The organism is Falsiroseomonas sp. HC035, from assembly GCF_050563525.1.
In the GTDB taxonomy this organism is placed as follows: domain Bacteria; phylum Pseudomonadota; class Alphaproteobacteria; order Acetobacterales; family Acetobacteraceae; genus Falsiroseomonas.
The window spans coordinates 164,304-189,217 of sequence record NZ_JBNXUN010000001.1; the positions used below are offsets into that span (position 1 = coordinate 164,304).

General features: G+C 70.4%; 27 protein-coding genes. 17 read left to right on the forward strand and 10 right to left on the reverse strand.

Annotation, left to right across the window (positions count from 1 at the left end; translation table 11 throughout):
* Positions 1–76 precede the first annotated feature (76 nt).
* The 9 genes from ACLF3G_RS00845 (at position 77) to ACLF3G_RS00885 (ending at position 6,109) form a co-directional block, all read left to right on the forward strand.
* Positions 77–1,792: a class I SAM-dependent methyltransferase gene (locus tag ACLF3G_RS00845; protein WP_430667415.1), complete on the forward strand. Its 1,716-nt coding sequence runs from the start codon at positions 77–79 to the stop codon at positions 1,790–1,792.
* A gap of 70 nt (positions 1,793–1,862) precedes the next feature.
* Positions 1,863–2,276, forward strand: coding sequence for a CopG family transcriptional regulator (locus ACLF3G_RS00850; protein ID WP_430667416.1), 414 nt, complete (start codon positions 1,863–1,865; stop codon positions 2,274–2,276).
* Between the two features lie 43 nt (positions 2,277–2,319).
* Positions 2,320–3,411, forward strand: a complete 1,092-nt coding sequence (locus ACLF3G_RS00855; RefSeq protein ID WP_430667417.1) for an extracellular catalytic domain type 1 short-chain-length polyhydroxyalkanoate depolymerase — start codon at positions 2,320–2,322, stop codon at positions 3,409–3,411.
* Between the two features lie 59 nt (positions 3,412–3,470).
* Positions 3,471–3,788, forward strand: coding sequence for a hypothetical protein (locus tag ACLF3G_RS00860; RefSeq protein WP_430667418.1), 318 nt, complete (start codon positions 3,471–3,473; stop codon positions 3,786–3,788).
* 113 nt (positions 3,789–3,901) lie between these two features.
* A complete protein-coding gene (locus tag ACLF3G_RS00865; protein WP_430667419.1) occupies positions 3,902–4,246 on the forward strand; it encodes a hypothetical protein in 345 nt (114 codons plus the stop codon).
* A 121-nt stretch (positions 4,247–4,367) separates the two neighbouring features.
* On the forward strand, positions 4,368–4,499 hold the full coding sequence (locus tag ACLF3G_RS00870) for a hypothetical protein (RefSeq protein WP_430667420.1): 132 nt from the start codon (positions 4,368–4,370) through the stop codon (positions 4,497–4,499).
* 25 nt (positions 4,500–4,524) lie between these two features.
* The gene (locus ACLF3G_RS00875) at positions 4,525–4,935 is read left to right on the forward strand and encodes a DUF4345 domain-containing protein (protein ID WP_430667421.1); all 411 of its coding nucleotides are present in this window, start codon (positions 4,525–4,527) and stop codon (positions 4,933–4,935) included.
* Positions 4,936–4,982: 47 nt separating this feature from the next.
* Positions 4,983–5,417, forward strand: coding sequence for a globin family protein (locus ACLF3G_RS00880; RefSeq protein WP_430667422.1), 435 nt, complete (start codon positions 4,983–4,985; stop codon positions 5,415–5,417).
* A gap of 32 nt (positions 5,418–5,449) precedes the next feature.
* Positions 5,450–6,109: a DsbA family oxidoreductase gene (locus tag ACLF3G_RS00885; protein WP_430667423.1), complete on the forward strand. Its 660-nt coding sequence runs from the start codon at positions 5,450–5,452 to the stop codon at positions 6,107–6,109.
* Positions 6,110–6,119: 10 nt separating this feature from the next.
* Here ACLF3G_RS00885 and ACLF3G_RS00890 read toward each other — a convergent pair whose 3' ends face one another.
* The 4 genes from ACLF3G_RS00890 to ACLF3G_RS00905 form a co-directional block, all read right to left on the reverse strand.
* Positions 6,120–6,497, reverse strand: a complete 378-nt coding sequence (locus ACLF3G_RS00890) for a hypothetical protein (protein ID WP_430667424.1) — start codon at positions 6,495–6,497, stop codon at positions 6,120–6,122.
* 75 nt (positions 6,498–6,572) lie between these two features.
* The gene (gene pdxY / locus ACLF3G_RS00895) at positions 6,573–7,460 is read right to left on the reverse strand and encodes a pyridoxal kinase PdxY (RefSeq protein ID WP_430667425.1); all 888 of its coding nucleotides are present in this window, start codon (positions 7,458–7,460) and stop codon (positions 6,573–6,575) included.
* Positions 7,457–8,203, reverse strand: a complete 747-nt coding sequence (locus ACLF3G_RS00900) for an SDR family oxidoreductase (protein WP_430667426.1) — start codon at positions 8,201–8,203, stop codon at positions 7,457–7,459. Before ACLF3G_RS00900 ends, pdxY begins: the two co-directional genes overlap by 4 nt.
* A gap of 72 nt (positions 8,204–8,275) precedes the next feature.
* On the reverse strand, positions 8,276–8,908 hold the full coding sequence (locus tag ACLF3G_RS00905) for a cation transporter (RefSeq protein WP_430667427.1): 633 nt from the start codon (positions 8,906–8,908) through the stop codon (positions 8,276–8,278).
* Between the two features lie 104 nt (positions 8,909–9,012).
* Between ACLF3G_RS00905 and speB the strand changes: the two genes are divergently transcribed.
* The 8 genes from speB (at position 9,013) to ACLF3G_RS00945 (ending at position 19,038) form a co-directional block, all read left to right on the forward strand.
* A complete protein-coding gene (gene speB, locus ACLF3G_RS00910; protein ID WP_430667428.1) occupies positions 9,013–9,897 on the forward strand; it encodes an agmatinase in 885 nt (294 codons plus the stop codon).
* A gap of 615 nt (positions 9,898–10,512) precedes the next feature.
* The gene (locus ACLF3G_RS00915; protein WP_430667429.1) at positions 10,513–11,712 is read left to right on the forward strand and encodes a type III PLP-dependent enzyme; all 1,200 of its coding nucleotides are present in this window, start codon (positions 10,513–10,515) and stop codon (positions 11,710–11,712) included.
* A 70-nt stretch (positions 11,713–11,782) separates the two neighbouring features.
* A complete protein-coding gene (locus ACLF3G_RS00920; RefSeq protein ID WP_430667430.1) occupies positions 11,783–13,201 on the forward strand; it encodes a homospermidine synthase in 1,419 nt (472 codons plus the stop codon).
* A gap of 55 nt (positions 13,202–13,256) precedes the next feature.
* Positions 13,257–14,855 (forward strand): ABC transporter substrate-binding protein, encoded by a 1,599-nt coding sequence (locus ACLF3G_RS00925; RefSeq protein WP_430667431.1) that lies wholly within the window; start codon positions 13,257–13,259, stop codon positions 14,853–14,855.
* Positions 14,852–15,730, forward strand: coding sequence for an alpha/beta hydrolase (locus ACLF3G_RS00930; RefSeq protein ID WP_430667432.1), 879 nt, complete (start codon positions 14,852–14,854; stop codon positions 15,728–15,730). The genes ACLF3G_RS00925 and ACLF3G_RS00930 overlap by 4 nt, the downstream gene beginning before the upstream one ends.
* Before the next feature lie 91 nt (positions 15,731–15,821).
* On the forward strand, positions 15,822–16,562 hold the full coding sequence (locus ACLF3G_RS00935; protein WP_430667433.1) for a FadR/GntR family transcriptional regulator: 741 nt from the start codon (positions 15,822–15,824) through the stop codon (positions 16,560–16,562).
* A 57-nt stretch (positions 16,563–16,619) separates the two neighbouring features.
* Positions 16,620–17,975, forward strand: coding sequence for an MmgE/PrpD family protein (locus tag ACLF3G_RS00940; protein WP_430667434.1), 1,356 nt, complete (start codon positions 16,620–16,622; stop codon positions 17,973–17,975).
* Between the two features lie 106 nt (positions 17,976–18,081).
* Complete coding sequence (locus ACLF3G_RS00945) at positions 18,082–19,038, forward strand: Bug family tripartite tricarboxylate transporter substrate binding protein (protein ID WP_430667435.1); 957 nt, start codon at positions 18,082–18,084, stop codon at positions 19,036–19,038.
* Here the strand turns inward: ACLF3G_RS00945 and ACLF3G_RS00950 are convergent.
* From ACLF3G_RS00950 to ACLF3G_RS00975, 6 genes are read right to left on the reverse strand one after another with little or no spacing between them, the layout of a single operon-like run.
* Positions 19,025–19,216: a DUF1289 domain-containing protein gene (locus tag ACLF3G_RS00950; RefSeq protein WP_430667436.1), complete on the reverse strand. Its 192-nt coding sequence runs from the start codon at positions 19,214–19,216 to the stop codon at positions 19,025–19,027. The two genes, ACLF3G_RS00945 and ACLF3G_RS00950, sit on opposite strands and share 14 nt — an antisense overlap.
* Positions 19,213–20,583: an FAD-dependent oxidoreductase gene (locus ACLF3G_RS00955; protein ID WP_430667437.1), complete on the reverse strand. Its 1,371-nt coding sequence runs from the start codon at positions 20,581–20,583 to the stop codon at positions 19,213–19,215. The genes ACLF3G_RS00950 and ACLF3G_RS00955 overlap by 4 nt, the downstream gene beginning before the upstream one ends.
* The gene (locus ACLF3G_RS00960; protein ID WP_430667438.1) at positions 20,505–21,479 is read right to left on the reverse strand and encodes an ABC transporter ATP-binding protein; all 975 of its coding nucleotides are present in this window, start codon (positions 21,477–21,479) and stop codon (positions 20,505–20,507) included. The genes ACLF3G_RS00955 and ACLF3G_RS00960 overlap by 79 nt, the downstream gene beginning before the upstream one ends.
* Complete coding sequence (locus ACLF3G_RS00965; RefSeq protein WP_430667439.1) at positions 21,472–22,350, reverse strand: ABC transporter permease; 879 nt, start codon at positions 22,348–22,350, stop codon at positions 21,472–21,474. The genes ACLF3G_RS00960 and ACLF3G_RS00965 overlap by 8 nt, the downstream gene beginning before the upstream one ends.
* Positions 22,347–23,288 carry an ABC transporter permease gene (locus ACLF3G_RS00970; RefSeq protein WP_430667440.1) on the reverse strand — a complete coding sequence of 314 codons (942 nt, stop codon included), beginning with the start codon at positions 23,286–23,288 and terminating at the stop codon, positions 22,347–22,349. Before ACLF3G_RS00970 ends, ACLF3G_RS00965 begins: the two co-directional genes overlap by 4 nt.
* A 56-nt stretch (positions 23,289–23,344) precedes the next feature.
* Positions 23,345–24,901, reverse strand: a complete 1,557-nt coding sequence (locus ACLF3G_RS00975; protein WP_430667441.1) for an ABC transporter substrate-binding protein — start codon at positions 24,899–24,901, stop codon at positions 23,345–23,347.
* Positions 24,902–24,914: the final 13 nt, after the last annotated feature.

The window sequence follows — 24,914 nt, forward strand, 5'->3', positions numbered from 1 at the left end:
CGTACTCCTCTGCCCTGCCAGAAACCTTCGGACAGATTTGCGTGCATGCCAAGCTCGCAGGGGATATCGGTCGCGGATGCCGAACCGGGACACCGTCGCGCCCTACCACCGCGGCTTCCGCGAATTCACCGAGGCCTACGAAGCCTTCGGCTTCGAGGAAATCCATCGCGATGCCCTGCCCTTCCTACCTGGGAAACCTGGCCTGATGCTGGATGTCGGGGCCGGGAGCGGCCGCGATGCCGCCTGGTTCGCGGCGCAGGCGTGGGAGGTGGTCGCCGTCGAGCCGGCCGCCGCACTGCGCAACCAAGCCTCGATGCTGCACGGCGATGCGCGCATCCGCTGGGTCGACGACAGGCTGCCGGCCCTGGCCGGCGTGCACAGGCTCGGCCTGTCCTATGACCTGGTCTGGCTCAGCGGCGTCTGGCAGCACTTGCCGCCGGAGGATCGCGGTCGCGCCATGCGCAAGCTCGCGACCCTGCTGAAGCCTGGCGGGCGAATGGTTCTGACGTTGCGGCACGGGCCACCGGCGAGCGACCGGCCCATGTGGCCGGTCTCGGCTCAGGAGGTCGAGCGGCTCGGCCTGGATCATGGCCTTGCCGTGCGCGTCGCCACGGCGCGGCAGGAGGACCGGCAGGGCCGCAGCGACGCGTCCTGGCAGACCGTGGTGCTGGACCTGCCGGATGATGGCGGCGGCGCGCTGCCCCTGTTGCGCGGCGTGATCCTGCGACAGGAGAAGTCCGCGACCTATAAGCTTGCCCTGCTGCGGTGCCTGGCGCGAATTGCCGATGGCTCGCCCAATGTGGCGCGGGAGGCTGGGGAGGATGTGGAACTGCCGCTTGGTCTGGTGGCACTGTTCTGGATCCGAATGTTCAAGCCACTGGTGGAGCGTGGGCTGCCGCAACTGCCGGGCGGGCGCATGGGCTTCGTGAAGGACGCATTCCGCGCCTTGGAACCTCTCGCGCCCTTCGAGCTGCGGCCCGGCGCCAGCTTCGGTGGCGAGATGGCGCAGGCGTTGGGTCGCGCGCTGGCCGACGTGGCACGGCTGATCGCCGATATGCCGGCGCGGCACCTGACGCATGCGGATGATACGCCGGTCTTTGCCACCGTCTCCGCCCGGCCCCCGCGCCTCGGCACGGTAATTCGGCTGGACCAGGACCTGCTGTGGTCGTTCGGAACGACGCGGGTTCCGTTGACGGTGTGGTCCGCGCTGCGCCGGATGGCGGCGTGGATCGAGCCGATGCTGCTGGCGGAATGGGTGCGCCAGACACGCGGCTACGCGGAACGCGCAGGATCGCCGGTGACGACCGATGCTGTGCTGGCGGCGCTGCAATGGCTGGAGCCGCAGCGCGACACGGGCTTCGTCCGAACCCTGGTGCAGCAGCGCCTGATGGCCGGCGCGCCGGTTGCATGCGTCTGGTCCGGCCAGCCGCTCGGGCGGGGGGGACACGACATCGACCATTGCCTGCCGTGGTCCGCGTGGGCCTGCGGCGACCTGTGGAACCTGCTGCCGGCGGCAACCGAGGTGAACCGGCGCGGCAAGCGCGGCCAGATCGTCGGTGCGGCCGCGCTGGCGGAAGCGCGACCGCGCATTCTTGCCTGGTGGCAGGACGCCTACCAGGGCGGGGCTTTACGCGATCGCTTCGCCGAAGAGGCCCGAACGACGCTGCCAATCGCACGTCAGGCGGGTGCGCTGGACCTGGAGGAGGTCTTTGCGGCGCTGGATTTCCGCCGGCTGCGCCTGCGGCAGGAGACCAGCCTGCCGGAGTGGCGTGGCGCCATGCCGCTGGCGTGATCTTCCAGCCCGCTTGAACCAGCCGCTCGAACCGCCATTTACCATCCATGTGGATGGCAGATGGATGGAAATGAGCAGCACGATCCCGGTCCGGGCTGGTGGCGACAGCGAGAAGATCACCATCAACCTGGGCTATGTCGACCTCGGTCACATCGACCTGCTGGTGCAGGACGGCTTCTATTCGAACCGCACCGACTTCATCCGCACTGCCATCCGGAACCAGGTGGAGCGCCATGCGGAGGCGACGCGCCAATCCGTGGCGCGGCGCAGCCTCGACCTCGGGATGCGGCACTTCACGCGCGCCGACCTTGAAGCCGCGCAGGCCCGGGGCGAGGTTCTGCATATCCGCGTGCTAGGCCTTGCCAGCATTGCCGCCGACGTGTCGCCCGAGCTGGCGCGCGCGACCATCGCCTCCCTTTCCGTGCTGGGCGCGCTGCAAGCCAGCCCTGCCGTCAAATCCGCGCTCGCCGACCGGCTGCGCTGACCCAAGGAATACAGCATTGATCAAGTTCAACCTCCCGCCGGGCATGGCCGAGGCCACCCGCCTGACGCGCGAAGGCAAGTTGCAGGACGCCATGGCGCTGCTGCGGGGCGGCTTCGCGGGCACTCCGCCGGAACCAGCGGCGCCGCGCCCTGGTTATGCCCCGTCGGGGCGCATCTTCGACGTGGAGCCGGACGCCGTGGCGCCGCCCTCCTCCGCGGGATTCATGGAACGCCTGAAGCGCGGACTGCATCGCAACCAGCCGGCGGCGCCGCCGCCCCTGCCGCCCGGTGCCCGGTTCGTGACGCAGACCTTCACCGGCGCCGGCGGCAGCCGCGCCTACAAGCTGTACATCCCGGCCAGCCTGCCTGAAGGGCCGGTGCCGCTGATCGTCATGCTGCACGGCTGCACGCAGTCTCCGGACGACTTCGCCGCCGGCACGCGGATGAACGCGCTGGCCGAGACAGATGCCTGCCTGGTCGCCTACCCCGAGCAGACGGCCTCGGCCAATGCGCAGCGCTGCTGGAACTGGTTCAACCCGGAAGACCAGCAGCGGGACCGCGGCGAGCCTGCGATCATCGCCGGCATCACCCGGCAGATCCTGCGCGACCATGCCGTGGACCCGCGCCGGGTGCATGTCGCCGGCTTGTCCGCCGGCGGCGCGCAGGCGGCCATCATGGGCGCAACCTATCCTGAGTTGTACGCCGCGGTCGGCGTGCATTCCGGGCTCGCCTGCGGCGCGGCGCGCGACGTGCCGAGCGCCTTCGCCGCGATGCGCAGCGGTGCGGCGGGGCTGGCCACGGTCGGCGGGCGGGCGGTGCCGACCATCGTCTTCCATGCCGACCGGGACGCCACCGTGCATCCGGTGAATGGCGACCAGGTCATTGCCCAGGCGCGCAGCGCCACCTCGTTGCGTGCGGAGACGCTGCGCGGCCAGGTGCCGGGCGGCCACGCCTTCACCCGCACCCGCCACACCGATCCCGCCGGTCGAGCGGTGCTGGAGCAATGGGTGGTGCATGGTGGGGGCCATGCCTGGTCCGGCGGCGATCCGGCCGGCAGCTACACCGATGCCCACGGGCCGGATGCCTCCGCCGAGATGCGGCGGTTCTTCGCGGAGAATCCGCTTCGCCCCGGCTGAGGGGCAACCGCCCTGCCCTGGCTCGCGTTGGCTGCCATTGCAACCACTTGGGACACGCGATGCAGATCCAGGTCAATTCCAACGACAGCCTCAGCACGACGGAGGGGCTGGCCGCGAAGGTGGAGGCGCATATCGAGCATGTGCTCGGCCGCTTCGAGGGCCGGGTGACGCGCATCGAGGTGCATCTGAACGACGTCAACGCCGGAAAAGGCGGCGAGGGCGACAAGCGCTGCATGATGGAAGCACGGCCCGCCGGCCTGGCGCCGCTGGCCGTGACCCACCAGGCGGGCACCCTGCCGGAAGCCTGGCAGGGCGCCGCGAACAAGCTGCGCAGCCTACTGGAAACCACCTTCGGCAAGCTCGACGCCAGATCCTGAGGTCGCCTTCGGGCCGGTGCGCCACGGGCCGGCGCACGCGGAACGGTGCTTGGAACAAAAGCGGAATATGCTACAGTGCCGCCTCCTGGCGAGTCCCTGAGAGGTAGAGGAACATGGCTGTACGCAAGCCACGGCCGGTGCGACCGGTCGATGCCGCGCTCGCCCGCATCCTGGCGCTTGCCGGAAAGGGCGCCGCGCCTGGCCGAATGGCGCGGGAGGTGGAGGTCATCGCCGGCGAGTGGCTGGCGGAGCCGGAGCACGATCCAACCGACATCCGTGAGCGATTGGACGAACTGCGCGAGCAGCTTTCCGCCGGGGTCGGCCACGCCGAGGAACAGGTCGCCGACCTGGATGCGAGCGAGCCGGGCGCTCTGAAGCAGGCCGGTGCCATGCTGGCGGCGCTTGTGGCGACCCGGGATGCGGCAAGCCATGCCCTCGGCGCCCTGCAGCCAGCTTGACGGTCAGTTTCGAGCCACGGATGGCATAAAGTCTACGGTGTAAAGTTGGCTGGACGAGGCCGAATGACTATCCTAGGTTGCGCTCATGGATCGGCCCGACCAGCTCCGCAGAAGGCGCCTGATGCGAACCGCGCTGGTATTCGCGGCCGTTCTGGCCCTGGGCGCGGTGGTGCTGGGGCTGGGCGACGTCGTCCGCGCGGCGTTGGACCCGCCGCAGCAGGTGCAGCCGTACGACCCGCTGGTGCGCTGGTAGGTTCAGGCTGAGCGAAGCAACAGCCTTGCGCGATCTCCGCATCCTACAGCTTGCGGTTGCGGTCGGCGGTTGCGTGCCGGTCCTGGCAGGTGGTGCCGGCGTGCTGCTGGGACCGGCGCTGGTGGGCGGGCTGCCGGGTGAGGCAGCCGGGGACAGCCACTTCCGCTACCTCTCCGGCCTGCTGCTTGGAATTGGCCTCGGCTTCTGGAGCACCATCCCCGCCCTGCCTCGGCGCGCCGTCCGGTTCAGGCTGCTGACTGCGATCGTGGTGCTCGGCGGCCTTTCACGGCTGCTGGCGGTGCCGCTTCAGGGATGGCCGGGCGGGCCGATGGGCGTGGCGCTGGTCATGGAACTGGTCGTCACGCCACTGCTGTGCCTCTGGCAGGCGCGCATAGCCTCAGCGCAACGAACGCGAAACGCCACGTCACCGGCCTGAAACATCATCCTGGCACAGACCTCGCAGCCGATGCAGGGGCCCAAGCCATGAACGCCGCCCAGATCAGTCACGTCGAAGCCAGCTACCGCCTGGTGGCGCCCATCGCGGAACCCGCCGCGGCGATCTTCTACCGCAGGCTTTTCGACCTGGACCCGTCGCTGCGGCCGATGTTCCCCCAGGACCTGTCTTCGCAGGAACGCAAGTTGATGCAGGCAATCGGCTTCGTCGTCGCGCATCTGCGGGTGCCGGAACATTTGTTGCCCGCGGTCTCGGCCCTCGGGGCGCGCCATGCCGGCTACGGCGTGCAGCGGCAGCATTATGACACGGTCGGCCAGGCCCTGCTGCTGACGCTGGCGGAGGGGCTTGGAGACGCCTTCACACCCGCGGTGCAGGACGCCTGGGAGGCCGCCTACGAGTTGCTCGCGAAGGTCATGCAGGCCGCCGGCCAAGGGTCCAAACCGGCAGAGCGACAGGCGGCCTGACTCCCGCACGGGTTGGGTGCTATCATGGCCTTGTGAACGTCCTTGCCCCGCCCCGCGCCCGCCTGAACATCGAGGTGGTGTTCGACCTGGTCTGTCCCTGGTGCTTCCTCGGCACCCGCCGGCTGCGGCGGGCGCTGCGGGCACGGCCGGACATTGCCGCCGACATTTCCTGGCGCCCCTTCCTGCTGAATCCGGACATTGCCCCAGGCGGTGTTGCGCGAGCCGACTACATCATCCGCAAGTTCGGCGGCGAGGATCGGGCACGACGGCTGCATGGCACCATCGCCGATCTGGGCCGTGGCGAAGGGGTCGTCTTCCAGTTCGACCGCATCCGCCGCATCCCGCCCTCCCTCGACGCGCACCGCCTGGTCCGGCTGGCAGACCGGCACAGCGTGGCCGCCGATGCGGTGGACGCGCTGTTCCAGGCTTATTTCTGCGACGGACAGGACATCGGCGACCTCGCCGTGCTGGTCGGCATCGCCGCCAGCCTGGGCATGGACCCCTTGGCGACTCGCCGCCTGCTGGCGAGCGGGGCGGAGGCGGAGGCGGTGCACGCGGACAATCTGCGCGCCCACCGCCTCGGCATCAACGGCGTGCCCTGCTTCGTGGTGCAAGGCCGCCACGCCATCGCCGGCGCGCAGGAGCCGGAGGTGATCGAACGGCTGCTGGACGTGGCGGTCGTCGAAGGTTGACCGGGCGCGGTCAGCGCAGCCGGCGCCGCTCCTCCTCGATGCGGCGCTGCTGATCGGCCAAGCGGCGCTGCTGGTCCTCAAGCTCGCGCTCCCGCTCCCGCAGGGCGCGCGACCGGCCGCGATCGTCGTCGCGATCGCCGCGGCGGTCCCGCTCGGCCCGCTCCCGTTCCCGCTCGCCGCGCTCGCGTCCGCGCTCATAGGCTTCGCGCTCGCGTTCGCGTTGTTCGCGGCGCGCCTCGTCGTCCCGCCGGCGCTGCTCATCGGTGTCGCCACCCTGGAACTGGCGCAGGACGTCGCCGATGCTCTGCGCCGCGGCGGGCTGGGCCAGGACCGGGGCCACCACTGCGGCACAGGCGGCGCCGAACAACAGGCGTCGTGACGATATCATGGCCGATTTCCTCCACGGTTCGTGGAGATCAACGCGGCAGGCGTAAATTCGTTGCGTCGCACGCCGGCCGACGCCTCAGCAGGCGCTGGCCCTGAAGACACGGGACGGCGTGACGAACTCGTCCTGCGCGGCCACTGTCAGGATCTCCCGCGACCCGGCCTCCGCCGTGCGGCGCAGCAGGCCGTAGATGCTGGAGGCCGCGGCGGAAAGCGCCACGGAAGGCTCACCCCAGCGCAGCCGGTGGAACAGGAACAGCGCCGCGATGGCATCGCCGGCGCCGTTGACGTTCAGCGGCAGCAGCGGCGTGCGGATGCGGTGGAACTGCCCGCCCTCCCCCACCAGCATGTCCATGGCATCCGCCGGCGTGTCCTCGACGCGCAGCGAGGTCACCAGCACGCAGCGCGGTCCCTTCGCCTGCAACGCAGAAACCGCGGCCTTGGCATCGTTCAGCGACATGACGGCCTGCCCGGTCAGCCATTCCAGCTCGAACTGGTTCGGCGTCAGGATATCCGCGGCCGGCACGCCGCGGTCGCGCATGAATTCGGGGATGCCGGGGCGAACGAAGACGCCGCGGCCGATATCGCCGATGACCGGGTCGCAGCAATACATCGCCGCCGGGTTCGCCGCCTTCACCCGCCCCACCGCCGAGAGGATCGCGGCACCCGTCGCCGCGTCCCCCATGTAGCCGGACAGCACGGCATCGCAGCGCTCCAGCGCGCCGCGCTCGGCGATCCCGAGGACCAGCTCCTCGATCAGCTCACTTGGGAAAACCTGGCCGCGCCAGGCACCGTAGCCGGTGTGGTTGGAGAACTGCACCGTGTTCAGCGCCCAGACCTCCGCCCCCAGCCGTTGCAGCGGAAACACGGCGGAGGCGTTGCCGACATGGCCGTAGCAGACCCAGGACTGGATCGACATGATGTTGAGCGGGCGCCCGGCATCGGCCGGAGAAACAGCCTCCGTCATGCGCTGCGCCCCCCGTCCACCGGCAGCAGGATGCCGGTGATGAAGCTGGAGGCATCCTCGCCGAGCCAGACGCAGGCATTGGCGATGTCAGCGGGGGTGGACATGCGGCCCAACGGCACGGAGGCGACGAAGCGCGCGCGCAACTCCGGCGTGTCCGGGCCGCCCATGAACTGCTCCAGCAGCCCGGTCGCGCCGATCACCGGGCAGACCGCGTTGACCCGGATGTTGTCCCTGGCGAATTCCTGCGCCATCGCCTGCGTCGCGGTGTTCACCGCGCCTTTGGTCGAATTGTACCAGGTGAGGCCCGGCCGCGGCCGCTGCCCGGCGGTGGAGGAGATGTTGATGATGGACCCGCCGCGGCCCTGCCGCTGCATCACCGGCACCGCCGCGCGCACCATCCAGAAGATCGACTTCACGTTGGTCGCGTAGACCAGGTCGAACTCCTCTGCGGTCACCTCCAGGATCGGCTTGTTGCGATGCGTGGTGCCGGCGTTGTTCACGACGATGTCGAGGCCGCCGAATTCGTCCACCGCCTTGGCGACCAGCGCCTGCACATCGGCTTCCACCGACACGTCGCCGCCCACAGGCGTGCCCCCGATCTCGGCCGCGACGCGCGTGGCGCCGGCCAGGTCGCGGTCGGCGCAGATCACCCAGGCGCCCTCTGCGGCGAAGCGGCGGGCGATGCCCTCGCCGAAGCCGGAGGCGGCGCCGGTGACGATGGCGGATTTGCCTTGCAGGCGCATGCGAGCGGTCCCTCGATCCCGCGCCCGCTGTAGGGGGCGGCACCGGGAGGGTCAATCAAGCCGCGCCGGCGCTCAATGGGCGTGGCCTGCATGGCTGCCCCGCCCGTTCAGTTCTGTCATCGCGCGCCGCGCGGTCAGCATCGCTGTTTGCAGGAACAGCGCCGACATGACGGCAGCAACCGCCAGGTCGGGCCAGCGCGAGCCGGTGCCGAAGACGCCCGCGGCAGCGGCCAGCACCATCAGGTTGCCCAGCGCGTCGTTGCGGCTGCACAGCCAGACGGAGCGGATGTTCGCATCCCCCTCCCGCCACCGCCACAGCAGCAGGACCGACGCAACATTGGCGAGGAATGCGGCAATGGCGATGGCGCCCATGGTGAGGGGCTCCGGCACCTCCACCACGAAGACCCGCCACAATGCGGCCCCCAGCACCCAGGCTGCAATCAGGCCAAGCGAGGCCGCCTTCAGCAGCGCGGCCCGCGCCCGCGTCGCCGGCGCCATGCCGATGACGGCCAGCGACAGGCCGTAGGTCGCGGCATCCATGGCGAAATCCAGGCTGTCGGCCTGCAGCGCCAGCGAACCGGCGATGGCGCCGGCGACGAACTCCACCACGAACATCGCGGCGTTCAGGCCGATGATAATCCAGAGCACGCGCCGGAAGGCAGGGTCATCGCCGGTGAAGGTGTGGTCGCAGCAATCGTGGGGCATAGGTCGCATGTCAGTCGGCCGCGCTGCCGTCTCAACCCGGTCCCTTGATTCGGTTACAACATAGCGGCGCGGTTGCACGCGCCAGACGCAAGGACCCTCCCCGCATGGCCGGAACGCCCACCTACGCCACCCCGCCCGGCTTCCTCGGCGTCTCACGGCAGGACGCCGCGGGCGCCATCGCGATCGCCGGCATCCCGATGGACATCGGCACCACGAACCGCGCCGGCACGCGCGAAGGACCGCAGGCGATCCGGCGGGCGTCGCGCATGCTGGTGGATGGCGCGCATCCCGGAAGCTGGGTGGACCCGGCGACGCTGCCGCTGGCCGATGTCGGCGATTTCGCGCTGGCGTTGGGCGACATCCCGGGCAGCCTGGCGCTGATCGAGGACCAGGCGGCGCAGGTCGAACACCTGGTGGCACTCGGCGGCGAGCATGGCGTGACGCTGCCGCTGCTGCGTGCGCTCTCGACGCGTATGGGCGCGCCGCTCGGGCTGCTGGTCTTCGATGCGCATGTCGACACCTGGGCGGATAACTTCGGCCAGGCCTACGCGCATGGTTCCGTCTTCTACCACGCGATCCGGGAGGGGCTGGTGGACCCGCGCCGGATGATCCAGCTCGGTATCCGCTCCCCGGTGCAGCGGGATGTGTGGGACTGGACGCTGGGTCAGGGCGTCACGGTGGTGACGGCGCAGGACGTTCACGAATCCGGCCCGGCGGCGGTGGCGGCGCGGGTGCGCCAAGTCCTGGGCACGGCGCCGTCCTACTTGTCCTTCGACATCGATGCGCTGGACCCGGCCTTCGCCCCCGGCACCGGAACGCCGGAGATCGGCGGCCTGGCCAGTTGGCAGGCGCAGGCGGTGCTGCGGCGGCTGGGCGGGCTCGATTTCCGCGGCATGGACGTGGTGGAGGTGGCCCCGGCCTACGACCAGGGGGAGGTCACCGCGCTGGCGGCGGCGACGGTGGTTTGGGAATACCTCTGCCGCGGCTGAAACGCTTCCGGCCGAATGCGCGGGATGCAGGGCGTCCCGCGTGACAATTCGGTCCTCTCCGGAAAAACCCCTTGCATCGACGGCAGGCCGCCGCTATTTATCCGGCCGTGACGAGGCAAGGTTGCTTCGCCACCCAGACCCGACGCCATCGCACGTGCCGCGAGCCTCCGACTTCGGAGGCACAAGCAACGACGGGACGCGTCTCTTGTTCACGCCGGTCCTCTTCGCTCGGGGGGCCGGAAGGTTCGAGGGAACCGCCTGTGTCGCCTGATCGCCGCCGCGCGAAGCCGGGACTTCTCCCGCCGCTTTCCGCGTAACAGCGCCCGAGGCGCAGCGCCCTGCTTCCGCCGGCCCGAGGGCTGGCGCAGCGGGTGCGCCTGCACCTCCGCCGCCCGCGTTCCGTCCCCCCGCATTCCGCGGGTGGCGTGCCGCGCGCGGTGCAAGGGTGCGCGCCGATCCGGCCCCGGTTCCCCCCTTCCCGCCGCCGCGCCTGCTCCCTTCGGAGCCGTGGCGCGGCGGCGGGCCAAACATCTTCGCGCGGCCGGTTCAGACCTCCGGGCCATTCGGGCCTTCGGTCACCGGACGCATCACCCCAGCCCCGGGAGGGTTGCCTGCATGACCGACCTTCGCTTCCGCGGCGCCGTCGCGCCGCTCCGCCGCCCGAATGTGGACCTGCCGCGCAACGTCGCCGGTGTCGTCGCCGCGCTGCGGCCGGAAGCCCCGCTGCATTGTCTGCGGCCGGCGACCATCGCGGCGGCAGGCGCCACCTTCCTCGGCGCCTTCCCCGGCACGGTCATGTATGCGGTGAAGTGCAACCCGGACCCCACCGTGCTGCGCGCGCTGTGGAATGGCGGCCTGCGCCATTTCGACTGCGCCTCGGCGGGCGAAGTGCGCCTGGTCCGCAGCATGTTCCCGCTCGCGGAAATCCATTTCATGCACCCGGTGAAGGCGCGCGGCGCGATCCGCGAGGCGTTCTCCGAGCATGGCGTGCGCGACTTCGTGCTGGATTCGTCCGCCGAACTGGCGAAGATCCTGGAGGAGACTGGGGGCACGGGGCTGAACCTCATCATCCGGCTCGGCCTGCCGAAGGGCGGCGCCGTCTATGACCTTTCAGGGAAATTCGGCGCCGAGCCGGCCGAGGCGGTGGCGCTGCTGCGCGCGGCGCGGCCACATGCGGGCAAGCTCGGGGTGTCCTTCCATGTCGGCTCGCAGTGCCTGGACCCGGCCGCCTATGCCCGCGCCATCGCGCTGGCGGCGTCCGTGATCCGTGAGGCCGGTGTGAAGGTTGAGGTGCTGGATGTCGGCGGCGGCTTTCCGGTGGCCTATCCGGATGTCGTGCCGCCGCCGCTCTCCGCCTTCATGGACGCCATCGGCGAAGCCTTTGCGCAGGCCGACCTGCCGGGGGTGGAGCTGTGGGCGGAGCCGGGCCGTGCGCTGGTGGCGGGCGGCGCCTCCATCGTCGTGCAGGTGCAGGCGCGGCGGGACGGGATGCTGTTCATCAACGACGGCGTCTATGGCGCGCTGTCCGATGCCGGCGCGCCCGGCTTCCGCTTCCCGGTGAAGCTGATGCGGCCGAGCGAGGCTCCGCTGGTGCCGTTCAGCTTCTTCGGCCCGACCTGCGACACCGCGGACCGCATGGAAGGCCCCTTCCTGCTGCCCGGCGATGCGCAGGAGGGCGATTGGATCGAGATCGGCCAGCTCGGCGCCTATGGCGCCTGCCTGCGGACCGCCTTCAACGGGTTCGACCGCGCGGGCATGGTGGAAGTGGCCGATCTTCCGCTGCTGGAGACGCCGGGCTACGCCCTGGCCGCCTGAGAAGCCTGCCTGAAAGTCCTCTCCCCCGCTCATGGGGGAGAGGGCTTCCTATGCCCAAGGAGTTGTCTAGATGAAGCATGTCGCCTTCGCCGGTCGTCTCGTCATCCTCGGCTTCGGCTCGATCGGCCAAGGCGTCCTGCCGCTGATCCTGCGGCACATCGACCTGCCGCGGGATCGCATCACTATCGTGACGGCGGAGGAGCGTGGTCAGGATGTGGCGGCCGAGTACGGCATCCGCTTCATCCTGCAGGCCGCCACGCGCGAAAATTTCTCGGATCTGCTCTCGCCGCTGCTGGCGAAGGGCGACTTCCTGCTGAACCTGTCGGTGGACGTGTCCTCGGTGGAGCTGATGAAGCTGTGCCAGACGCTCGACGTGCTCTACCTGGATACGGTGGTGGAGCCCTGGGCCGGTGGCTACACGGACACGTCCCTGACGCCGTCGCAGCGCTCCAACTACGCGATGCGGGAAGCGGCGGTGGCGCTGCGCGAGGACATGCGCGGCGGGCCGACCAGCGTCACGGCGCATGGCGCCAATCCCGGGCTGGTCAGCCATTTCGTCAAGCAGGCGCTGCTGGACATCGCGCGCGATACCGGCGTGCCCATCGCGACCCCTCCGCCGGCTTCCGACCGCGCGGCCTGGGCCGGCATCGCAGCCCGGCTCGGCGTCAAGGTGATCCACATCGCGGAGCGTGATACGCAGGTGGCCGACCGGCCCAAGAAGCCCGGCGAATTCGTCAACACCTGGTCGGTCGATGGCTTCGTCGGCGAGGGCTGCCAGCCGGCGGAACTCGGCTGGGGCAGCCATGAGACGGCGATGCCGGCGGATGGCCACCGACACGGCTTCGGCTGCGACGCCGCGATCTACCTGATGCGCCCCGGCGCCTCCACGCGCGTCCGCACCTGGACGCCGCTGGAGGGGCCGATGCACGGCTTCCTCATCACCCACAACGAGTCGATCTCGCTGGCGGACTACTACACGCTGCGCGACGCATCGGGCGCCGTGACTTATCGACCGACGGCGCACTACGCCTACCACCCGTGCGACGACGCGGTGCTGTCGGTGCATGAACTGGCCGGCAAGAACTGGCAGATGCAGCCGGAGAAGCGGCTGATGACGGATGAGATCACGCAGGGCATGGACGAACTTGGCGTGCTGCTGATGGGCCACGCCAAGGGCGCCTATTGGTACGGCTCCCGCCTCACCATCGAACAGGCCCGCTCGGCGGCGCCGCACAACAACGCGACGTCGCTGCAGGTGACGGCGGCGGTGCTGGCCGGCGTGATCTGGGCGATGGAGAACCCGCGCCAGGGCCTGGTGGAATCGGATGAGATCGACCACGCCCGGGTGCTGGAAATCTGCGCGCCGTATCTCGGGGACGTCGTCGGCGTCTATTCCGACTGGACGCCGCTGCTGGATCGCGGCGTGCTGTTCCCGGAGCCGGTGGATGGATCCGATCCGTGGCAGTTCGGCAACTTCCGCGTGTCCTGACTTTGCCCCGGCCGCCACCCGCGCCATGATCGGCGCGGGTGGAGGATTTTGTCGAATGAAGCGTACCTTGCTGGCGGGCATCGCCTGTCTCGGATTCAGCACCGCGGAGGCGCAGACGCTGCGCATCGCCATGGCGGCGGAGCCGACCTCGGCCGATCCGCAGCAATATGCCGCAGCGCCCAATTCCACGCTGCACAACCACGTCTTCGAATCGCTGGTCTCGCTCGACGCCCGGCTGAAGGCGGGCCCGTCGCTGGCCGTGTCCTGGTCACGGCGCGACGACAACACCTGGGTGTTCCAGCTGCGTGAGGGGGTGACGTTCCACAACGGCCACCCCTTTACCGCGGCCGATGTCGTGTTCTCCTTCTGCCGCATCCTGAACAACGAATCGGAGCTTGCGGTCAGCTATTCCTCCTACGTCCGCCGCCTGACGCGGGTGGAAGCGGAGGGGCCGAACACGGTGGTGATCGGGACACGAGAGCCGGAGCCGCTGCTGCCGGCAGATATCTCCAGCCTGCGGATCATCCCGGCGAACCTGGTGCCGGCGCGCCCCATCGCCTTCAGCGTCGCCGACAATTGCGCCGGCGCCGGCCAGCCCTGGCCGACCCTGGCGCAGTTCAACGACGGCTCCGCCGCCATCGGCACCGGCCCCTTCCGGATGCGCAGCTTCGGCCGCAGCGGCGTGACGGAGCTGGCGCGGAACGACGCTTATTGGGGCGAGAAGCCGCATTGGGCCGAGGTCCGGCTGCAACCCGTGACCGCTGCCGGCCCGCGCCTGGCCGGGCTGCTGGCGGGCGACCATGACGTGGTGGAGGCCCCCGCCACTGGCGACATCCCCCGCCTGCGCAGCAATGACGCGGTGCGGCTGGCGGTTTCTCCAACCACCCGGCTGATCTTCCTGCAACTCGACCAGCGTGAGCCGGCGCCCTTCGTCAATGGCGGCGCGGCGCCCAATCCACTGCGCGATGCCCGGGTGCGGCAGGCGCTGTCGCTTGCGATCGACCGCAAGGCGATCGCGGACCGGATCATGGACGGCCTCGCCCTGCCCGCCACCCAATTCCTGCCGGAGGGGATGTTCGGCACCCTGCCCGGCCTGCCCACCCTGCCCTACGACCCCGCCCGCGCCCGCGCCCTGCTGGCCGAGGCGGGCCATGCCAACGGCTTCGCCCTGACCCTGCACGCCACCAACAACCGCTACGTCAACGATGCCCGGATCATCCAGGCGGTGGGCCAATACTGGTCCCGCATCGGCGTGCGGACGGAGGTGGATGCCATGCCCTCCAACGTCTTCTTCGGCCGCCGCGCGCGGCGTGAATTCTCCATCCCCATGGGTGGCTGGGCGGCCAGCGCGGAGGAAACCCTGCTGTTCTTCCGCACCTGGATGACCACCACCAACCGGGAACGCGGCATCGGCGGCAGCAACTACGGCAACTGGTCCAACGCGGCCTTCGACGCCGCGGCGGTACAGGCGCTGACCACGATGGAGGACGCCGAGCGCGGCCGCCTGCTGCGCGAAGCCTCTCGCATCGGGCTGGAGGAAATGCCGATCCTGCCGCTGCATTTCGAGAGCGCCGCCTGGGCCTTCCGGCGCGGCCTGGCCTATGACGGCCGCATGGACCAGCAGACCCTGGCGCAGGAGATCCGCCCACAATGACCCCCCTTGCCCAGGCCTTTCGCGCCACCGGCCGCATCGCCATCCCGTGGGCGGATGCCGCCTGCGACCTGTCCCGGCCGCTGACGCTGGAATGCTACCGGCCGGCCGGCCACCGGCCCGACAGCCCGGTGGTGCTGGTGCAGCACGGCATGCTGCGCAACGGCGACGACTACCGCGACTTCTGGATTCCAGCCGCGGACCGCCACGGCCTGCTCATCGTCGCCACCACCTACGGCAAGGAAGCTTGGCCGCAGGCCGAGCACTACAACAACGGCCTGGTGCTCGATGATGACGGCAAGCTGCGCCCGCGCGCGACCTGGGCCTACGGCATCCCGCTGCGCGTCTTCGCGGCGCTGCGTGCCGCGGGGGTGACGACGCGCCAGAAGGCGCATCTGTTCGGCCACTCGGCCGGCGGGCAGTTTGGCCACCGGCTGCTGTCCACCCAGCCACACGACCTGATCGAGGCCGCGACCATCGGCAATCCGGGCTGGTACACGCTGCCGGTGCTGGACCGGGATTTTCCGGAGGGCATGGGCGGCATCGGGCTGGGCGAGACGGAGTTGCTGGCGCTGCTCGCCTGCCCGATGACCATCCTGGCCGGTGACCGGGACATCGAGACGGAGGGACCCTCCCTGCCGTCGCAGCCAGCCGCCCTGGCCCAGGGCCCGCACCGCTTCGCGCGCGCCCACAACTACCTGGCGGCTGGACAGGCGGAGGCGGCGCGACGCGGCGTTCCCTGCAACTGGTGCCTGGTGCCGGTGGCCGGCGTCGGCCACGACGGCCGCGCCATGTCCGCCATCGCCGCGGCGCTGTGGTTCGAGAACCGGCTGATCTCGGCCGCCGAGGCAGGCGTCGGCACCGAAGCCGTCGCCTGAAGCAGTTGCGTTGACGTCGGGGGCCGGGCGCCCTAACGTTGTCAGGTCATATGATGACCTGTAGCGCCTTGCCCCACCTGATGGCCGAACCATGATGCGCCGCGACATCGGCATGACGCCGCTGCGCCCGGCCGCGAACCTGACCGGCGCGCTGGTGCACCGCCTGGCCGAGGAAATCCGCTCCGGCCGCCTCGCCCCGGGCGCTCGCCTGCCGACCGAACAGGACCTGATGCGGGAGGCCGGCGTCAGCCGGACCGTGGTGCGGGAGGCCGTGGCGGCGCTGCGGGCGGAGGGGCTGGTCTTTACCCGCCAAGGCGTTGGTGCCTTCGTCACCGAACGTCCCGGCGAGGGCATCTTCCGCCTTACCCCCAGCGAGGCTGAGGGGCTGCAACAGGTCATCCAGGTGCTGGAACTGCGCCTGGCGCTGGAGGTGGAGGCCGCCGGCCTCGCCGCCGAACGTCGCAGCGAGGCCGCCCTGGCCGTGATCTCGGAGGCCGAGGCGACCTTCGATGCGGCGGTTTCCGCCGGCGGCGATGCGGCGGAGGCGGATTTCGCGCTGCACCGCGCGATCTTCCTGGCGACCGGCAATCCACATTTCCTGCGCTTCCTGGAGGTGCTTGGCCGCCACGCCATCCCCCGTCGCGCCCTCGGCCTCGTGGAACGCAGCGAGGCGGAGCGGCGGCAATACCTGGCCCAGGTCCGCGCCGAGCATCGCATGGTGGCGGAGGCTATCGCCGCCAGCGATCCGGCTGCGGCCCGCGCCGCCATGCGCCAGCATCTGGAAGCGGCGCGGGAGCGGTATCGGCGGCTGGCGGCCCAGGCGGGGGGATAGCCGGTCGGGTAGGAGGCGCGGCCCCGGCAGACTAGGCTGACGGAGGAGGACCTCGCCATGGACAACCCGCTGATCCGCCTTGCCGACCACGCCGCAGGCTGGCGCCACCGGCCGCTGCCGGCCGATGTCGCGCATCATGCAAGGCGTGCCCTGGTGGATTGGTTCGCCGCCCTGCTGCCAGGATGCTCCCAGCCGCCGGCCAGCCTGATGGCGAAGGTGCTGGCCGACCAGCGCGGCACGGGGCGCGCCATCTGCTACGTGGATGGGCGGGCCGGGGCGCTGCGCCACGCCGCGCTGCTGAACGCGACGGCCAGCCACACGGTGGAATTCGACGACATCTACCGCGACGCCGGTTACCACCCCGGCTGCCCGACCATCCCCGCCGCGCTCGCCGCCGCCCAGGCGCAAGGCGGCGACATGGATCTGCTGCTGCGCGCCATCACCGCAGGCTACGAGGTGGGCTGCCGCATCGGCCTCGCCATCCAGCCGAGCCACTATCGCTACTGGCACACCACCGGCACCGTCGGCACCTTCGGCGCCGCGGCGGCAGTGGGCGTGGTGCTCGGCCTGGACGAGACCTGCATGGCGCATGCGCTGGCCACCGCCGCCACCATGGCCGGCGGGCTGCAACAGGCCTTCCGAGGCGAGGGCATGAGCAAGCCTCTGCATCCGGGACATGCGGCGGAAGCGGGCGCGCTGGCGGCGCTCGCGGCCTCGGCGGGGGTAACCGGGGCGCTTGACGTGCTGCACGGCCCCGTGGGCTTCGCCGCCGCGACCAGCGAGGACACCGGCAAGTGGGACAAGGCGCTGGCCGGGCTGGATGAGAGCTTCGCCATCACCGGCATGACCTTCAAGAACCACGGCTGCTGCGGCCACATTTTCCCGGGCCTCGATGGCCTGGCGTTCCTGCAGGAAGCCCACGGCTTCACGGCGGAGGATATCAGGAAGATCCACCTCGGCGGCTACAGCGCGACCAAGGATGTCTGCGACCGCCCCGTGGTCGAGACCGAGCAGCAGGCGCGGTTCAGCGCGCAATACTGCATTGGCGCCCTGCTGGTGCTGGGGGGCGTGCGGCTGGCCGCCTTCACGCCCGAAAGCCTGGCGGACTCGCGCATCCGCGCCGTAATGCCGAAGGTCACCGTCAGCCTCGACCCCGCCTTGGCGCAGGACTACCCGGCGCGGCGCGCGGCGCGGCTGCGGGTGGAGCTGCTGGATGGCCAGGTGCTGGAGCATTACCAGCCGACCCGGAAGGGCGACCCCGACGCGCCACTGACCGATGCGGAGCTTGCGGCGAAGTTTCGCGAGTTGGCAGAGCCGGTGCTGGGCGCGGCGCAGGCCAGCACGCTGCTCGACCTGTTGCGCGAAGGTTCCACGCTGCCGGGCTTGCTGAAGACGGCGTTCTCCGGAAAATAGGCGCAGAAGAAAGAAATTCTTTCTTTTCTTAGCTCCTTGCTTCGGGTTTGGAGGAAATCCATTCTCCGGTCCGGCCGGCGCCCTTCGCTGGCACCAGGACCCGAACATGACCCTCCCACGCCGCCGCTTTCTCGCCCTGTCCGCGGGCCTTCTCGCCGCACCGGGCCTCGCCCGCGCCCAGTCGGACCGGCCAATCCGCCTGATCGTGCCGGTGGCGCCGGGCGGCAGCCAGGACATCGTCGCGCGGCATTCGGCCCGCGCCCTGACCGAGATCCTGGGCCAGACGGTGCAGGTGGAAAACCTCGCCGGCGGTGGATCCAACATCGGCTATGCGGCGGCGGCCCGCGCGGCGGCGGATGGGCATACGCTGCTGGCCGGCGCCGATACGCTGTCGATCACCGGGACGCTGACGCCGCGCCTGGGCTTCGACCCGCTCGGCTTCGCCGCCATCCACCGCACGGTGCGCGTGCCGCAGATCCTGGTAGTGCGCGCCGATGACCCGGCGGCCGACTTCGCCGCCTGGTTCGCCGCCAGCCGCCGGCAACCCCCGGCGGTGGGCACGCCGGGCCATGGGCAGTTGGCGCATCTGCTGGTGGAACAGCTTTCGCGCGCCGCCGACGGCCGCTGGACGCACGTTCCCTATCGCGGCGGTGCGCTGGCGCTGAACGACCTGCTGGGCGGCCAGCTTCAGGGCGTCATGATCAACATCGGCGCGGTGACCGATCACGTCCGCTCCGGCCGGCTGCGCGGGCTGTTCGTCAGCCCGGAGGCGCGGGCCGCCGCGCTGCCGGATGTGCCGACCCTGCGCGAGGTCGGCTTCGCCGGCCTGTCCGCTGTCGGCTGGCACGGGCTGCTGGCGCCGGCCGGCACCGATCCCGCCATCATTGCCCGCTTGAACGCCGCCAGCCGTGCCGCCGTGAAGCGACCGGACATCGCCGAGCGTCTGGCGGGCCTTGGGGTCGAGCCGACCGACGAGGGCCCGGAGGCTCTGCAGGCGGCGATGCAGGAGGATGCGGCGCGCTACGCCGAGATCATCCGCCGCTTCGGCATCACGGCTGCCTGACGGGCTTGAAGGGCGGCCGGCTCGTCATGCGGGCCGGCAGTTCGGCCAGCAAGGCGCGCCGCGCGGCCTCCGACAGATAGGGCCAGGCGGCGATCTCGTCACCGCTGCGACCGCAGCCGCGGCACCAGCCGGTGCGCGGGTCCAGCAGGCAGGCCCCGGTGCAGGGGCTGGCCGTCATGCCGCCCGCCCGGCGCGGAACCCGAGCGCAAAGGACTGCGCCAGGCCGTTTCCCGGCACGTAGCCTGCCGCGCCATGGCCTGAGACGCCGCAGGCAACGCCGCCGGCCGCGAACAGGCGCGGAATGACGGACCCATCCGGCCGCAGCACCCGCGCGTTACGATCCACCCGAAGGCCACCCTGCGTATGGGCCAGCGCGCCGGTGACCTCCGCCGCGTAGAAGGGCGGCACCAAGGCGTGGCCCCAGGCCTGGCGGCCGAAGCCGTCGGGCTGGCGACGCAATGCGTCCAGGGTCTCCGCGAGCGCCGCCAGCGGCAGGGCGAAGCGCGCGGCAAGGGCGGGCGCATCCGCACATTCCGTCACCGCCCCACAGGCCACGGCGTGCCGGAATGGGCCGCCGGACAGCGCCGCCTGATGCGCGGCCTCGCCCCAGATCTCCACCGCCACGCTGCCCGGCTGCGCCAGCAGATGCGGGGTGAGTTCCGAGGGCCCCATATCCTCCGCCACGAAACGGTGGCCGAGGCGGTTCACCAGGATGGCGCCGAGCGCCGGCAGGGCACCGCCGAAGCGCGGCCTTTCCCGACCCATCAGATGCGGCGAGACATGCGGCTGGCCCTGCCAGGCATCCATGCAGCGAACCTCCGCGCCCAGCGCCTCCGCCCAGCGCAGCGCGGCGCCATCGCTGAGCGCGCCGCCGACATGCACGGCGGCCGCGGCCTCCGGGCAGAAGCGCCCGACCAGGTCCGGCGCGCCGCCGAAGCCGCCGGTGGCGAGGATGACGGCGCCGGCCTCGATCTGGCCATCCGCCTCGACACCGGCGACGCCAGGCAACAGTGCCGTCACGGCGACGCCGTCGCGGAGTTCGATGCCGGGATGCCGTGCCACCGCCTGTCGCAGCAGTGCCTGAAGCTCCGAACCGGATTCGGCAGGCGTGGCGTGCAGCCGCATGGCGGAATGGCCCGGCCAGCGGGCGCCAGTGTGCAGGTGCAGCGGCAGGATTGGGTCGAGGAAGGCCAAGGCCTCCGCCGCGCCGTGCGTCACAGCTTCCAGCAGCAGCGGGTCGACCGCATCGCCGGATTTCGCCCGGATATCGGCCGCGAACCGCGCGGGCGAGTCGGGCTCATCCTGCCAGCGGGTGCCGGCGGCCGCGATCAGGCCGCCGGACAAGGACAGGGTGCTCGGCGTCGCGGCGTCGCGCTCCAGCAGCAGCACGCGCCGCCCTCGATCCGCCGCCGCCAACGCCGCAACCAACCCGGCCGCGCCCGCGCCGGCCACCACCACATCCCACATCAGCCGTGCAGGTGGCAGGCCACGCCGCCCTGGTTCTCGCCGGGCGTCACGGTCCAGCGCGGCAGCTCCCGCGCGCAATGCGGCATGGCGTGAACGCAGCGCGGGTGGAAGGGGCAGCCGGGCGGCGGGTTCGCCGCGCTCGGGATCTCGCCAATGATGCGCGGCAGCACGCCGCGGCGCGAGGGGTCCGGAATGGGCGAGGCGTCGCGCAGCATCTGGGCGTAGGGGTGCATCGGGTTGGCCAGGACGCGCCCGGCCGGCCCTTCCTCCACGATGCGGCCGAGATACATCACCGCGACGCGGTCGCAGAACCAGCGGACCACGGACAGGTCGTGGCTGACGAACAGGAAGGCCAGGCCGCGACGCTTGCGGAGGTCCTGCATCAGCAACAGCACCTGCGCCTGCACCGAGACATCCAGCGCCGAGACGGGTTCGTCCGCCACGATCAACTCCGGCTCCACCGTCAGCGCGCGGGCGATGCCGATGCGCTGGCGCTGGCCGCCACTGAATTCGTGCGGGAAGCGGTCGAGCGCCGCCGGCGGCAGGCCGACTTCCTCCAGCAGGGCACCGGCGCGGCGGCGAGCCTCCTTGCCCTCCGCCAGGCCGTGCACGCGCATGGGTTCCATTAGCGCATCGCCGATGGATTGCCGCGGATCGAGCGAGGAGTATGGGTCCTGGAACACGATCTGCATGCGCCGGCGCAGCGCCTTCAGGGCGGCACCGCGCGCGGCCAGCACGTTCTCCCCCTTCCAGGTGACGGTGCCGGCATCGGGCTCGATCAGCCGCAGCAGCGCGCGGGCGGCGGTGGATTTGCCGCAGCCGGATTCACCGACCAGCCCGAAGGCTTCCCCGGCGTTGATGGTGAAGGAGATGTCCTCCACCGCGCGCACGCGGACGGTGCGCGGGGTCGGGAAGCCCTTCTTCGAGACGAAGTGCTTTCGCAGGCCGTCCACGACCAGGACAGGTTCACTCATTGCGCAGCTTCGGGTCGGTGGCGTCGCGCAGCCCGTCGCCCACCATGTTCAGCCCCAGCACCAGCAGCAGGATGGCGATGCCCGGGAACACCGCGAGCCAGGGTGCGTCGAGGATGTTCTCGAACCCGTCCCGCGTCATGCCGCCCCAGGTCGCCGTCGGCGGCTTCACGCCGAGGCCGATGAAGGACAGGGAGGCTTCGACGCGCACGGCGGTGGCGAGCCACAGCGTGCCCATCACCATCACCTCCGACATGATGTTGGGCAGGATGTGGCGGAACAGCACGCGGGTGTGGCTGAACCCCAGCGCGCGGCCGGCTTCCACGAAGGCGCGCTCCTTCAGCGCCAGGGTCGGCGCGCGGGCGACGCGGGCGAAGGGCGCGATGGCGGTCAGCGCGATGGCGACAACCAGATTGACCAGTTCCGGCCCCAGCAGCGCCACCACGATCAGGCCAAGGATCAGCGAGGGAAAGGACAGCAGCACATCCATCACCTGCATCACGAACAGGTCGAACTTGCCGCCGATGTAGCCCGACACCAGCCCGATGGCGCCGCCGATGATGGCCGCGGCGAAGATCGCGCCGAGTGAGACGATCAGCGAGATGCGCGCGCCCCACATCAGGCGGGACAGGATATCCCGCCCGAACTGGTCGGTGCCCAGTAGATAGTCCCCGCCCGGCGATTGCAGGCGGTTGAAGATGTCCTGCTCCGCCGGGTCGTAGGGCGCGAGCCAGGGGGCGAAGATGGCGGCGGCCATGATCAGCAGGCAGATCACCGCGCCGACCGCCGTGGTCGGGTTGCTACGCGCCTTGCCGAGCGCCCGCTTCCAGCCGGAGGGCGGCGGCGGCGCCACGATTTCCGAGGTGGTGCTCATTCCGCCTTCACCCGTGGGTCGATGACGCCGTACAGCAGGTCCGTGATCAGGTTCACTACGACGATGAGGAAGCAGTAGATCACCATCAGCCCCTGCAGCATCGTGTAGTCACGCTGGTTCAGCGCGCCGACGATGATCTTGCCGAGGCCGGGCCGGTTGAAGACGATTTCGGTAAGCACGGAATTGCCGAGCAGGATGCCGACATACAGCCCGACCACGGTGACGATGGGCAACGAGGCATTGCGCAGCCCATGCACCCAGACCACGCGGCGCCACGGAACGCCCTTGGCGCGCGCGGTGCGGATGTAGTCCTCGCCGAGGGATTGCAGCATGGCGCTGCGCGTCACCCGCGTGATGTAGGCCGCCATGATCAGGCCAAGCGCGATGGTGGGTAGCACCAGCTTGTGCAGGCGGTCGCCGTAGTCGGACAGGTCGGACCCGCCGATGACGGGAAACCAGCGCCAGTGAAGGGAGAAGGCCAGCAGCAGGAAGATGCCGGAGACGAACACCGGAAAGGACAGGCCGATCAGCGACAGGACGCGCGCGGCCACATCGACCACGCCGTTGCGGTTCAGCGCCGCCCAGATGCCGACCGGCACGCCGACGACGACGCCGAAGATCATCGAGGCGATGGTGAGGTCCAGCGTATGCGGCAGCACCGCCGCGACCTCCGCCGTGATGGAACGACCGGTCACCATGGAAACGCCGAAATCGCCCATCAGCGCGCTGCCGATGAAGCTGAGATACTGTGCCCACAGCGACCGATCGAGGCCCAGCCGCGTGCGCAGCGCCGCGATCGCCTCCGGCGTGGCCTGGTCGCCCAGGATCACCAGCGCCGGGTCACCGGGCACGATGCGGACGATGATGAAGACCAGCGTCAGCACCGCGATCAGCGTCGGCACGGCGGCCAGCAGCCGCCGCAGGACGAAACCTGTCATCTAGCGCGCCTCGCCCCCTCGCCCGCCTGCGGGAGAGGGTCGTGGTGAGGGCCTTCTCACCGAAGCCGCGTCGCTTCAGTGATCAGCGGCCCCAGGCTCATCGAGCCTTTCAGCTCATAGCCATAGTCCAGGTTGTCGCGACGGGCGAAGACCAACAGCGTCTCGATCAGCGGTACGCCACAGACATTCTGTACCAGGATGCGCTGCGCGTCCGCCCACAGGCGCTTCTGCGCCTCGATGTCCGTGCTGACCCGCGCCGCGTCGATCTGCTGGTCCGCCTGGTCGCAATGCGAGAAGTTTGTCACCGCCGTCGGCGTGCGGACGCGTGACCGGCCGTGAAAGAACTGCGTCAGGTAGATATCGGCCACCGGGAAACGTGCCGCGGCGTAGTAGACCATCGGCGACAGGTCCTGGCGGATCTGCTGGTGGAAGGTCGCGTGTTCCACCACCTGCAGGTCGAGCGTGATGCCGGACCGGCGCAGCTGCTGCTGCACCACCTGCATCATGTTCAGCATCTCCGGCAACTGCGTGTGGATGACGCGGATGGTGATGCCGTTCGGGTGCCCGGCCTCCGCCAGAAGCGCCCGTGCCCGCGCCGGATCGGCCGGCAGGAGGCCGTTGTCGGCGCTGAAGCCGAGATAGCCGCGCGGCACCAGGGACTGCCCCTCCCGCGCCACGTCCTGGCCGCGGAAGCGCACCAGCTCCGCCCGGTTCACCGCATGCGCCAGCGCCTGGCGGATGCGGATATCGTTGAACGGCGGCTGCTGCGTGTTCAGGTTCAGGATCGCCAGTTCGCCCGGCTCGAACACGTCCACCACCGTGTTCGGCACCTGCCGCGTGCGGTTGACCCAGGTCTGGTCGGCGCGGCCGTAGTTCAAATCCAGCTCACGGTTCTGGAACGCCAGGTCGCGGGAGGCGTCGGAGGGGATGAAACGGTAGCTGATGCGGCCAAGCTGCGGCGCACCGCGGAAGTAGCCGGCATGAGCGACCAGTTCCGCCGACTGGTTCGGCGTCACGCGGTCCAGCGCGAAGGGGCCGGTGCCAATGGGCGAGCGCACGAAGTTGTCGCCCCGCTCCTCCACCGCGCGCTTCGAGACGATGTAGCCGCCGGAGTAGTTCGTCAGGATGCCAAGCATGCTCGGGATGTTCTCCCGCAGCACGATCCGGACCGTGTGCGGGTCCACTGCCTCGATGCTCTCAATCGCGCGGTAGTCGGCGGCGAAGGCGCTGGTCGCGGCAGTGCCGGCCTTGCGCAGCGAGAACACCACGTCCTCGGCGGTGAGTTCGCCGTAGTTGCCGTGGAAGCGCACGCCACGGCGCAGGTGGAAGGTCCAGGTCTTGCCGTCGGCGCTGCTCTCCCAGCGCTCGGCCAGGTCCGGCTCGATCTCGGCCGGGTTGATGGAGCCGGGCTTGAAGCGCACCAGCCCGTTGAACATCCAGGCGACCACGACGCGGTCGATGGTGGAGACGGCGAAATGCGGGTCGAGCCGCCCAACATCCTGCGCGGCCATGCCGACGCGCAGCGTCGGGCCCGCCGGGGCCTGCGCCTGCGCGCCGAAGACGGAAGCTATGGCGATGGCGCTGCCCAGCAACGCCGCACGAAATCCGCGCATTGAAAAAATCTTC